The sequence below is a fragment of the Candidatus Nanopelagicales bacterium genome, assembly GCA_041393815.1.
In the GTDB taxonomy this organism is placed as follows: domain Bacteria; phylum Actinomycetota; class Actinomycetes; order S36-B12; family JAWKJK01; genus JAWKJK01.
In genome coordinates, this window is the sequence record JAWKJK010000008.1 from 1 (window position 1) to 11,510 (window position 11,510).

An 11,510-nucleotide genomic window follows, 5' to 3' on the forward strand; every position below is an offset into this window, starting at 1 on the left:
AGGACGCCGACCACCTCGTCGGCGTCCTCACGAGCCTGACCGGCAAGAAGCTCACCCGCGCCTACCCACTGATACCCGCCGTCCCACTTGTCACCCACTGGGCTGAGGCCCGCGACCTGCTCACGTCCTACCTGGAGGCGCGTCGAAGCAGCGACGTGGACGGCGGAGCCGTCGCCACTGAATCCGTGTAAGCCGCTGCGCAGGCACGGCGCGAGCACCTCGCGTCAGGCATCGGCCGTGGGCACACCGACGGGACGCCTGAGCAGGAGTCAGCCGCGAGGTTCTGTCGGACCCGGGGCGCACGGTGTGACGTGCCCCCGATGCGGGGGGCCATGGGTCCAAGGGGGATGCTGCGGTGGCGACGCCGATTCGGATGCGCCGGGTGGACGTGCCGGTGGAGAAGGTGGCCTACAAGGGCTTTTCGTGGACGACGTTCTTCTGGGGACCGTTCCCGCCGATGTTCCGCGGCGACGGGATCGGTGTGCTGATCGGGATGGGACTGGTGGTGGTGTCGCTGTTCATCCCGCTGCTGCCGTTCCTGGTGTGGGCGTTCTTCTACAACGACAACCACTTCAACCGACTGCTGGAGACCGGCTGGGTGCCGGTCGACCAGGCCGCGTTGGGCGTCGCAGCTGGGGTGGTGCTACCGGGTCCGGGGACGTACCCCTCGCCGTATTCGCAGTCCGCGGGTCTGTGGCCGCTGCCCGCGGGGTCGCAGCTGTCGGCCCCGGCGGCTCCCGCCGGCTGGTACCCCGACCCCGACAGAGGGCCGGGCTCGACCCGTTACTGGGACGGCACGGCCTGGACGCAGTACCGAAGCTGACGCCGGGATCGGTCCTTGGTCCTGGTGCGAGACCGACGGTCTCGGACCCTCGAAAAGGGTACTGGCGGGGGCTCCCGCAGCCACTGGGCTCCTGACGGTGCCGGACAGAAGTGCGCTGCCATGTGCCTGGCGGAAGATGGTCAGTCGCACGAGGGGTCCTCGTCCAGGGGCTCGAGCAGCTCGAGGGTGAAGATGGCTCCGCCGCACCGGGGGTGCGGCGGCCTCGACGGCGATCTCCGCCGCGATCCCCCTGCGCTGGTTGCGGGGCAAGCAGTCGAACGCGGCGTCCAGCTCGTGGACTGCCTGAAGCAGGTCTTCGACCTGCAGCCTGCGGGTCCTAGAGCGAAACTGGCCGGCATCCAGTCGGCGCTGCAGCGCTTCCGCGCGGTCGCGGCGGATGGGGATCGGGCGGGGACCGGGCATGGTGTCTCCTGGCGACGTAGGCCGACTTCGTGGTTGCGGAGCCATGGCCGAATGTCCTAGGGGCGTCAGGACGCGCAGTACCCGCCACGAGCACCGGGCCGCTGGGGTCGCACGCCACGGGTGTCAGGACGACGCAGGGCCTTGCGTGCGCTGCGAACATCCACGCCGCCCAGTGGCCACCACTGACCCTGGCGGCCGGGCGGGTGCCGCCGCGCCGCTGCCGAGCGGTGGTGAGCCCGCCGGCCTTCATCACTCCTCTGTGGCCCCACCGGCCCGGGATGGTCCGACCGCTTGGGCTCCGGGGCTGGAGGCCGGACCGAGGGACTCCACGCCCGTGTCTCGGCCTAGTGCGGCATCCCTCAAGCCGCAGCCGCAGGTAGCTCGTGGCTGTCGGCGCGGTGCCCCACGCTGCAGCACATCACCTTCCACGCCTCGGGCACCTGCGCGCCCGGTGGGGACGGTCCCACGTTCGGTCTGCCGAGCCCCCCCCTCGCACACCACCACGTGGGACCCGTCGGGATGGCAACACCCTTCGCCGACTCGGCCCTGCCTGCGTGGGCAGCTCACATGTAGTCGAGGTCGCGCTCGGGGTCGAGGCGTGCGAGCCGAGCCAGCTCGTGCTTCTGCTCCTTATCGTCCTTCTTGCGGTGGACGAACACCCAGCGTCGACGTTCGCCGTCGAGCTCGACCTCCCGGTAGTAGATGCGCCCCATGTCGGCGGCGTCCTTGTCACCTGTGGCGATGTGATCCACCACCTCGCGCAGATGCTTGTGGCCTTCGACGTTCTTGATCTTCAAGACGCCGGTGTCGAGTCGGCTGAGCGCCAGCAGGAGCGGGCGCGGGTCCGGGAAGCAGCGAAGGATGATGTCTTCGGTGTCAGAGTGGAGTACGAGCGACGGCCACATCAGCGACATGACCTTGCGCGCGGTCAGGCTCTTGCCTCGCGCAGCGCTGCCGCGGGCGGCGCTCGCCTGGGCGGCCTCACGTGCTTCGTTGGCGTTTTCGAGCTGCGCGAGGGCGTTCGCCAGATCGACCTCGAGTCGCATCGCGCGCTCGTTAGCCTCCGCCGCAGCCGCGGCCCGCTCGTCTGCGTCCTCGCGTGCCTGATCCCGCTCCTTGCTGTAGAGGTCGACGAGCTGGCTGTACTCGTCGAGGTCGATCTGCGTGGCGGGGGCATCCGCCAGTGCTCGCGCGGTGTCGAGCTCCTGCGTGAGGCGGGCGTTCTCGGTAACCACCCTGCGTTCAGAGGCGGTGAGCTTGCGGGCTCGTGCCTCCGCGGATTTCGCGCGAAGCTCCACCGCTTGCAGCTGGGCCTTCAGCTCCTCGACGTACCCAGCAGTGGTGGCGAGCTGCAGGGCGACGGCCTTGCGTGCGAGTTCGGCGACCTGAGCCTCGAGACGGGCGAGCCGCAGTTCCTCGGCATCCGCGGCCTGCTCCGCCGGGGCCGAAGCCTTGACCGGCGTGAGTGCCGCCCGCACGCGACGCACCGCCTCCTCGCGAGGGGCGTCGAGTTTGAGGCGGATGAACCAGTCGTAGTGGCGCCCGTTGAACGCCGCGCGCACGCTCTCGTCCCAGCGCACGACGTCGAGGCCAGACTGCTGCACTGCCGCCACGACGGCGGTGGCTGTGGCGCGATCGGCGTCGAAGACGACGTAGTTCCCGAACTTGTTGTGCTCGATGGTCCAGGCGTCGTCTGCCAGGATCGGCGTGGAGACTCGGCGCCTTGCCGAGGAGCTCGTCGGCGTCTTACTGGCGGCGTAGGGGATCTTGGTGCCGGGGGAAACGAAGCCGGGGCATCGCCCCTTGGGGATCGAGGTGTCGTCGAGGTCGATGGTGTCGCCGGCGTGAAGGGGGTACACGTCGCCGCCATAGACGATGCCGGCAACACCGCCGGGCATCATACGGACGGGGCGGTTGGGCAGCGGTCCATCCACCGTCCGACCGCGTCGTTTGACGGTGACGGTGACCTTGGCGGAACCCGACATGTGACCCCCGAGCGCGTTCTGGGGCCATCATGCCGAGGTCGAGACTCGGGGCGCTTCAGCTTCGCCCGGAGATCGATCAAGATCACACGCCGAAGATGCGGCAGGTGACCGCCACCACACCACTGGCGGCCGCGGTGACGAACTCCCCCCCCTGCGCGCAAGACCAACGCCCGCGGTGCAGTGGTGGGGACGTTCGGCGGTCTGCCGTCGGCACGACCGATTCCGGGCATGGAAGCAGAACCTCGCAGACCGGACGGCCCCCGCGTCCTTCTTGCCAGGTGCACGGGATGCGCTGTGCGACCGGCGCAGCCGGGCGCTCCGAAGCGTTCACGCGGTGACGCTGGCGCCTTTGGCGTGGGACTCCGCGTAGCGCAGCAAGAGCTGTTCGCTGCTGGAGTTCCCACCAAGGAGTTCGACGACCTGGGAGTGGGTGTCGTCGGTGACGCCGTAGTAGTAGCGCTCCACGGTGGCCATGTCCTCCCAGCCGCCCTGGGCGTACAGCATGGAGCGCGTGAAGTGCCACTCGTCGACGGCGGTGACGGCGTACCGGTCGCGCAGGCTGTGCAGGGTGTACTTCCAGTAGGTGCGGGTGCACCCGTTGGCGTCGGTGACCGTGGTGCTGGGCCAGTCCAGGTCGGTCATCGCGGCACGCCAGCGATCCTCCAACTGACCCTTCCACAGCCACCCTCCCCTTGCCGCCGGGAACAGAAGTGCGCGCGGGTTGGCTCCGGCTGCCTGCTCCTGTCTGGCGGCGGCAACTCGGTCGTCGAGCGCGGTGCGCAAGTCGAAGCCGGTGGCCAGCCGCGCCTGGACCGGGATGACGACGTCGCGCACCTTGTCACCCTTGGGGAGCAGGAGGTGGTGGCCGCCTTGCTCGCCGAGCTGCCACCGCACTCGAACCAGCCACGCGTCGAGGTCCACCAGGCTGCCGTTCCCGCTGTCCGCGACGTCCGCGGCGGCGGTTAGGCACAGGATCTCCCCGCCCCGCAGCCCGGTGGCCGCGGCCAGGTGGACCAGCAGCGCCCCGTGCCGGTAGCGGGGCGCGAGCGCGGTGGCCAGGGTGTTGACCTGGTTGTGCCCCAACACGTCCTCGCGGGGGACGGCATCGGCGTCAGTACCCGCGCGACGAGTGCTGCCTCGGACCTTGCCGGGTGCCTCGTAGCCGACGGGCGGTACCCACTCGACGCGGTCGATCAGGCCTACCTGGTCGGAGGACAGGTAGTCGTTGCGCCGACCCCAGCGCAGGAGTTCCGCCAGCCGAGCGGTGATGAACTTCCCGCGCTGGGCAGTGCCGGCGCGGGCGACCGCAGCGCGCAGGTGCTCGACGGCGAGGTCACGACAGGCCAGGCCCGCGACACCGTCGACCCGCAACAAGAAGCCCAGGTCTCGGCGGCGATCGCCGACAGTCCGCTCGCCCCACTTGCCGGTGGACTGGTGGCGGCGCACGCACTCCGCCACCATCTCGGCCACGGTGTGCTCCTCGTGCGGCAGGCTCTCCCGTCGCGCCTCGGCCTCGGCAAGGGTGACTGCCGCCCACAGGCTGGCCGCGGTGCGCCCGCCGGACAGCTCGCGACGTCCCGGAGCTCGGTAGACGACCCGCCAGGTCGCCCGCTTGGCCGTGGGCGGATAGACCCTGGCTGAGCCCATGTACCTGGGCTTGCCGTCGGCCACCGCCTGGGTCATCAGCGCGTTCAGCGCTGGCGGGGGCTCCTGGGCCTGGGCCCGCCGGGCGGTCACTGGGCCACCGCCTGGTTCAGGGCCACGGTCAGCGCCAGTTCCAGCTCGGTGGGCTCCGCGGCGTTGTGGGAGGGCGGCCGGCGCGGGGCCGGACGGCGGCGGGGGGCGTGGGTCCGCCGGGGCCGGGAGGCCACCGCGTCGCGGACCTCGGCGGCCAGGTAGACCCGGTCGCCGTGGGCGGCGCCGAGGTCCAGCGGGGCTGGGAACCACTCCTGGGCCATCAGCGCGAAGGTGGCGGTGCGGGCGCGGTGGAAGAACGCGGCCACGTGGTGCCACGTCCACAGCTCGTCGGACAGATCAACGTCGGGTCGCGCGCCGGTGCGCGTGGTGTCGGTCATGGCCAGGACCGGTCCGCGGATGGCCTTGGTGCGCACTGTCCGGTCGACGGCGCGCATCACGCGCGCACCGTCGCGGGCGTGGTTGTGGCAGACCTGTGGCAAACGCAGGGCATGAAAAAGGCCCCCTTCCTGCGTTCCCGCAGGTCAGAGGGCCTTTCGAGGGGGAGCCGCCTGTCGGAATCGAACCGACGACCTACGCATTACGAGTGCGTCGCTCTGGCCGACTGAGCTAAGGCGGCGTGCTCGTGACCGCCGGCCGCGAGCCCGGAAAGGATACCCCAGCCCGCGGAGCCGCCCGAACCGGAGATGTGGATCTTCCGCGGAAGATCCACATCTCCCTCTTCCCCCTCCGACACCGGCCCTCCGGCGCGGATCCCGCCCACGTGGACCTGGCGCCCTACAGGGGTCAGGGCCGCATTCCCGGGTACGGGAGGTGCGACGGAGGAGGTGACCATGACAGTGCCCTTCACCGATGCGCCGCTGTCGTGCAGCCGAGGTGACCACCGCTGGGTCACCGGATGGAGCGACGGGCCGATCGTGTGGTGCGAGCTGTGCGGGTCCAGCCCGCCGTGGAGGCGCAGGCGCCTCTGGAGTCGGCACCGCACCTAGACGACATCCGGGTCGATGACCCCCCCGCCGAGGACACCCCGCATCGACATCACCGCGCGTGGCCAGGCTGGCGTAGGGGGCCGTAGCGATCAGACGAAGTGGATCTTCCGCGGAAGATCCACTTCGTCCGCCTCGCGACCGACGTGATCACAGAAGTGAGCCGAACGGTTGCTACCGGGCCCGGCAAGGGCCGGGTAGCAACCGTTCGACTCACATCTGCCAGCGGCAGCGGCCCCGCGGGGACCACCGGCCCGGGACGACCGACACCGTCGCTACCGGGCGTCTTCTCGCGCCGGTAGCGACGGTGTCGGTCACAGGGGCGGGCAGTTCGCGGCTGGCGCCGCGGACGGCAAGGCTCGGGCCGGCGGACTCCGGGTCAGGCCGGGTCCGCCACCTCGCCCACCTCGGGCTCGGTCGCACCCTCGACCACGTCGACGGTGCGGACGGTGATCTTGCGCGGCTGCTCGGCCGGCTTGCGCACGCCGCGCACCCGCACCGTCAGCAGCCCGGTGTCGTACGTCGCCTCGACGTCGTCGGCGCCGATGCCCTCGGGCAGGGCGAACTCGCGCCGGAAGGAGCCGTACCGCATCTCGCGGACGAGCACCTTGCCGGCCTGGTCGTTGACCTCGGACGCCTCGCGGCGCTGGCCGCTGACGGTCAGCCGGCCCTGGTGCACCTGCACGTCGATGTCCTTGTCGACGTCCACGCCGGGCAGCTCGAAGGTGATGACCACGTCCGGTCCCTCGACGGTGACGTCGACGGCGGGCACGAACCCGGCCCGCGCGACCCGCGCGGGGCCCCAGGTGCGGCGCACCAGGTCGTCGAAGTCGTCATCCATGCGGGCCAGGACGGTGAACGGGTCCCACCGCGTCACGGTCTTCATGGATCTGTTCCTCCCACGTGATGTCGGCCCTCGCGGACCCTCCCGCGAGGGTTAGCACTCTTATACCATGAGTGCTAACCAGACACCAGAGGGAGGCATTCCCGGAAGCCCGGGATTCCTACTGACAGAGCGGGTCCTGCTCCGGGACGGCCCCGGTCAGCAGGTAGCCGTCGACCGCCGAGTCGACGCAGGCGGACCCCTCCATGTACGCGGTGTGCCCGTCTCCGTCCCACGACACCAGCGCCGCGTTGGACAACTGCTCGGCCAGCGAGACGCCCCACTCGTACGGGGTCGCCGGGTCGTACTTGGTGGACACCACCAGGATCGGGCCGGAGCCGTCGGCGGTGATCACGTGCGGCTCCTCGGTCGGCGGCGCCGGCCAGCCGTCGCACGGCAGGTTGCCCCAGGCGAGGTACGGCCCGAAGGTCGGAGCCTCCGTCGCCCACTCCTGCGACAGCTGCTCGGCCCGCGCCACGCCGCCGGACACCGGGCGGTCCAGGCACGACACCGCGTAGAACGCGTCCGTGCCGTTGGTGGTGTAGCTGCCGTCGGGGGCCCGGTCGATCCGCTGGTCCAGCATGTCCATCAGCACCGTGCCGTCTCCGCGGATGCCGGCGGACAGCCCGTCCCGCAGCAGCGGCCAGTCGTACGACGGGAAGTACAGGTACGACAGCACCGCGTACGTCGCCAGCGCCTCGTTCAGCGGCCGCCCCGGCTGCGCGGGGATCGGCTCCTGCTCGAGCGCGGCGAACCAGTTGCGCACCTGCTGCACGCCCTGCTCGACGTCGCCCGTGAGCGGGCAGTCGGAGTGCCGGCCGCAGTCCTCGACGAAGTGCTCCAGCGCCACCTCGAACGCCTTCGCCTGCCCCAGCGTGATCTGCTCGGCATTCAGGTCCGGGGCCAGTACGCCGTCGAGCACCATCCGCCCGACCCGCTGCGGGAACTCCTCGGCGTAGACCGCGCCGAGATAGGTGCCGTACGACTTGCCGAGGTAGTTCAGCTGCTCGTCGCCGAGGGCCGCGCGCAGGATGTCCATGTCCCGCGCGGCGTCGCGGGTGCCGACGTACGGCAGCAGGTCGCCGGACCGCTCCTCGCACCGCTGCCCGAGCAGTTCGGAGACCGCCGCCGTCTGCTTGACCTCCGCGGCGTCGTCGGGCGTCCCGTCCGCGGCGAACAGCCGGTCGGTCTCCGGGCCGGTCAGGCACTGGATCGGCGCGCTCTCGCCGACGCCGCGGGGGTCGAACCCGACGACGTCGTACGCCTGCAGCACCGGCTCGCTCACCACGAACCGGGCGGCCCGTGCGTAGTCGATGCCCGAGCCGCCGGGGCCGCCGGGGTTGAGCACCAGCGAGCCGATCGGGTCGCTCCCCGTCGCCGGGCTGCGCAGGACCGCGATCTGGATGGTCTCGCCGGAGGGGTCGTCGTACGACAGCGGCACGGTCAGGTCCGCGCACTGGAAGCTGCCCCCGCAGGACTGCCAGGCCAGCCGCTGCGAGTAGTAGGGCTCGAGCTCGGGGTCGGTCGGCCCGCCGGAGGGGTCGGTGGACCCGGTCGGGGACGGCGAGCCGCTGGCCGACGTGCCGGGCCAGCTCACGTCGCCGCCGGGACTCGCGGTGGGCGTGACGGTGGAGCAGCCGGCAAGGACGAGGGCCGAGGCGGCGACGGCCGCCGCGGCCAGCCGGACGGGATGGCGCGGGCGGCGGCGGTGCTGGGCGGGTGGCACGCGGTCGGTCCCCTCGGTGCGGTGCTCGTGCGTCGGCGGGCCCGCGGCGGGAGCGCGGGCCAGGGGTACGACGCCCGGCGGGTGCCCGATCGTTCCGCGCACCTCCCGCGGGCGGGATCGGCGCGTACCCGTGGCCACGCTATCCCGCCCCCGCCGGTGGAACGTTCGGCCAGCCGCAACGCTGTGGACGGTGGTCGTACGTTCCACCGGGCTCGGGCCTGCCGCGGGGCGGGTGCGCCGGGGCGGGTGGGCCGGGCCCGCCGGCGCGGCGGGAGGATGGCGGGCGTGAGCGGGGCGAGCGGCGTCGGGCGGTGGCTGCCGCCGCAGCACGGGGCGTGGGCGTTCCTCATCGTCCCGCTGCTGCTCGGCCTGTCCACGGCCGACCCGGCCTGGGTCATGGTCCCGTTCGCGGTGGCCTGGGTGGCCGCGTACCCGCTGTCCTACTTCGTGCTGCAGTGGACCCGGGCCCCGCAGCGCCGCCGCCCCCGCTACCTGGCCCCGCTGCGGCTGTGGGCCGCCGTCGTGACCCCTCTCGCGGTGCTGCTTCTCCTCGTACGACCCTGGCTGGTCTGGGCGGGCCTCGCCTGGGCCGCCTCGTTCGCGGTCAACGCCGCCTTCGCCCGCCGCAACGACGAGCGCAACCTCGGCAACGACCTGGTCCAGGTCTTCCAGTCCGCCTCCGCGCTCCCGGTCTTCTGGCTGCTGGGCCAGGAGACCTACACCGGGATCTCCCCTCCCCCGGCGGCCGACATCCCCGCGGACGTCTGGGTGCTCACCGCGGCCTGCGTGCTCGCCTTCACCGGCTCGGTGCTGCACGTGAAGTCGCTGATCCGGGAGCGCCGCGACCCGCGGTGGATGTGGGCGTCGCGGGTGTACGCCGTCGCGGTGGTCCCGGTCGCCTGGTGGCTGTCGCCGTGGCTCACGGTGCCGTTCGCGTTCCTGGCGATCCGGGCCTGGGCGATCACGCCCGACCGGGCGCCGAAACCCGCGGTGCTCGGGGCGGTCGAGGCCGTCGGGTCCCTGCTGCTCGTGGCCTTCGGCTGGCTGGTCTGACGTCTCAGCCGAGAGGCTCCACCGAGCGCACCCGCTCGAGCACCGCGTCGGCCACCTCGGCGGGGACCTCCTCCGGCAGCCAGTGCCCGGACCCGTCCAGCTCGACGAACTTGTGCGGGCCGGTCATCCACGGCAGGCACCCGTACGCCGCCGCGGGCGCGATCCCCTGGTCGGTCGTCCCCCACACGTACGTCGTCGGCACCGACACCGGCGGCAGCGACGCCCAGGTGTCGCGGTCCAGCGCCCGGTACCACGCGAGCACGGCCGTCATCGCGCCCGGCTCGGACAGCCGCTGCACGTACGCGTCCACCACCTCCGGCGGCACCGCTCGCCCGTACATCCGGCGCAGCCGGTGCGCGTCGTCGCCCAGCAGCACCCCCTCCGCGAGGCCCTGCTCGGTCTGCAGCAGCCCGATGTAGGCCGACCGCTCGCGCTGGTGGGGATCGTCCTGCCACGCCTGCGCGTACGCCGCCGGGTGCGGCACGGACAGCGCGGTCAGCGACCGCACGGACGACGGGTGCCGGGCCGCCAGCGCCCAGGACACCGCCGCGCCCCAGTCGTGGCCGACCACGTGCGCGGACGACCAGCCGAGCGCGGCCAGGAAGGCTCGCGCGTCGGCGACCAGGTTGTCGAGGGTGTACGCCGCGACGTCCGCCGGCCGTGCCCGCGGCGAGTACCCGCGCTGGTCCACCGCCACGCAGCGGCACCCGGCCGCCGCGAGCCGCGGCAGCACGCCGGACCAGGACAGCGCGGTCTCGGGCCAGCCGTGCAGCAGCAGCACCGGGACCCCGTCCTCCGGACCGACCACCCAGGCGTCGAACTCCAGCGGACCGGACGAGTCGTCCGTCCGCAGCAGCGTCACGTGTCGGGGAGGCTCGGTGTCGGGGGCCATCCGGGCAGGGTAGGCCGGTCGCCGCCCCTTGCGGGTCCACGTACCGTGGTCCCCGTGGGCAAGAAGCGCCGGGACCCCGAGGAGCTGGCCCGGCTCGTGGAGACGGGGCTGGCGCGCGGGCTGGACCTCGTCGACGCCTTCCGCTCCGCGACGGCCCGCTACCCCGGCGGCGGCGGCCCGGGCGTGCGGTCGCTGGAGCGCCAGCACCGCAAGGCCGTGGAGCAGCACCGCAAGGCCGTGAAGCGCTACGAGCGGACCGTGTCCTCGCTGCGCACCCAGGCCACCGCGGGCACGGCCGTCGCCGGCGTCGCGGGCACCGTGGGCGCGATCGACGTGGTCACCGAGGCGGTCACGTCGCAGACCGGCGTGTACGGCCCGTCCTGGATGTGGCTCGGCGGTGCGGTCATCGGCGGGGTGACCGCGTTCGCCGCGCGCCGCCGGCTGCGTGAGGTCAAGCCGCCCGCGCCGCTGACCCTGCCGCTCCCCCCGCCCGCGCCGCTGCCGCCGACGGCCCGGGGTGCCGCGGAGTCGGCTCGGCTCTCGGCCCTGCGGGTGCAGCTGGCCCAGGTCGTCCCCGCGGTGGCGCGCCTGCACCCCGGCGCGGCCGAGGAGCTGCTGCGCGCGGACAGCGACGCGGCCCCCGCGATGAACGCGCTGGTGGAACGGCTGGCCGTGCTGCACCGGATCGAGCAGGACATGCCGGGCTCCCAGCCCGCGGTGGCCGCGGCGGCCGCCGGGGAGGAGGTCCGGGTGCGACTGGTCTCCGGTGTCACGACGTACGAGCGGTTGCTGGCCGCGTCGGCGACCCTGCTCGCCGCGCCCGACCCGGGTCGAAGCGCCGACGAGGTGCTCGGTCCCGCGGTCGACGGACTGACGGCGTACGCGCACGGGCTGACCCGCAGCGCCCAGGCCTTCGACCAGCAGCCCTGACCGACGATGTGGATCTTCCGCGGAAGATCCACATCGCGCTGATCACAGAAGTGAGCCGAACGGTCGCTACCGCGACCGGATCGAGCCGGGTAGGAGCCGTTCGGCTCACGGATG

The 11,510-nt window shown here is 72.5% G+C and carries 10 protein-coding genes and 1 tRNA gene; 4 read left to right on the plus strand and 7 right to left on the minus strand.

What is annotated here, in order from left to right; genetic code table 11:
* The coding region (locus R2737_17140) for a hypothetical protein (GenBank protein MEZ5117991.1) at positions 1-191 on the plus strand (191 nt) is incomplete at its 5' end.
* Between the two features lie 164 nt (positions 192-355).
* Entirely contained in the window at positions 356-823 is a 468-nt protein-coding gene (locus R2737_17145; protein MEZ5117992.1) for a DUF2510 domain-containing protein, read from the plus strand.
* A gap of 986 nt (positions 824-1,809) precedes the next feature.
* Here R2737_17145 and R2737_17150 read toward each other — a convergent pair.
* The 6 genes from R2737_17150 to R2737_17175 all read right to left on the minus strand — a co-directional run bounded on the left by R2737_17150 (position 1,810) and on the right by R2737_17175 (position 8,521).
* Positions 1,810-3,231: a hypothetical protein gene (locus R2737_17150; protein MEZ5117993.1), complete on the minus strand. Its 1,422-nt coding sequence runs from the start codon at positions 3,229-3,231 to the stop codon at positions 1,810-1,812.
* A gap of 327 nt (positions 3,232-3,558) precedes the next feature.
* Complete coding sequence (locus R2737_17155; protein MEZ5117994.1) at positions 3,559-4,968, minus strand: hypothetical protein; 1,410 nt, start codon at positions 4,966-4,968, stop codon at positions 3,559-3,561.
* On the minus strand, positions 4,965-5,366 hold the full coding sequence (locus tag R2737_17160; GenBank protein ID MEZ5117995.1) for a hypothetical protein: 402 nt from the start codon (positions 5,364-5,366) through the stop codon (positions 4,965-4,967). The genes R2737_17155 and R2737_17160 overlap by 4 nt, the downstream gene beginning before the upstream one ends.
* A 105-nt stretch (positions 5,367-5,471) precedes the next feature.
* A tRNA-Thr gene (locus R2737_17165) sits at positions 5,472-5,545 on the minus strand.
* A gap of 746 nt (positions 5,546-6,291) precedes the next feature.
* A complete protein-coding gene (locus tag R2737_17170; GenBank protein MEZ5117996.1) occupies positions 6,292-6,798 on the minus strand; it encodes an Hsp20/alpha crystallin family protein in 507 nt (168 codons plus the stop codon).
* 118 nt (positions 6,799-6,916) lie between these two features.
* On the minus strand, positions 6,917-8,521 hold the full coding sequence (locus R2737_17175; GenBank protein MEZ5117997.1) for an alpha/beta hydrolase: 1,605 nt from the start codon (positions 8,519-8,521) through the stop codon (positions 6,917-6,919).
* Positions 8,522-8,806: 285 nt separating this feature from the next.
* Here R2737_17175 and R2737_17180 point away from each other — a divergent pair, with 285 nt between their 5' ends.
* Positions 8,807-9,574, plus strand: coding sequence for a YwiC-like family protein (locus R2737_17180; protein MEZ5117998.1), 768 nt, complete (start codon positions 8,807-8,809; stop codon positions 9,572-9,574).
* A gap of 4 nt (positions 9,575-9,578) precedes the next feature.
* On the opposite strand, the gene R2737_17185 is transcribed toward R2737_17180, so the two are convergent.
* Positions 9,579-10,466 carry an alpha/beta hydrolase gene (locus R2737_17185; protein ID MEZ5117999.1) on the minus strand — a complete coding sequence of 296 codons (888 nt, stop codon included), beginning with the start codon at positions 10,464-10,466 and terminating at the stop codon, positions 9,579-9,581.
* A gap of 54 nt (positions 10,467-10,520) precedes the next feature.
* Between R2737_17185 and R2737_17190 the strand changes: the two genes are divergently transcribed.
* On the plus strand, positions 10,521-11,396 hold the full coding sequence (locus R2737_17190) for a hypothetical protein (GenBank protein ID MEZ5118000.1): 876 nt from the start codon (positions 10,521-10,523) through the stop codon (positions 11,394-11,396).
* Positions 11,397-11,510 lie beyond the last annotated feature (114 nt).

What these genes read in the sequence shown, in the direction of transcription:
- R2737_17150 (MEZ5117993.1), bottom strand. Translation starts at nt 3,231, where the DNA reads ATGTCGGGTTCCGCCAAGGTCACCGTCACCGTCAAACGACGCGGTCGG.
- R2737_17170 (MEZ5117996.1), bottom strand. Translation starts at nt 6,798, where the DNA reads ATGAAGACCGTGACGCGGTGGGACCCGTTCACCGTCCTGGCCCGCATG.
- R2737_17185 (MEZ5117999.1), bottom strand. Translation starts at nt 10,466, where the DNA reads ATGGCCCCCGACACCGAGCCTCCCCGACACGTGACGCTGCTGCGGACG.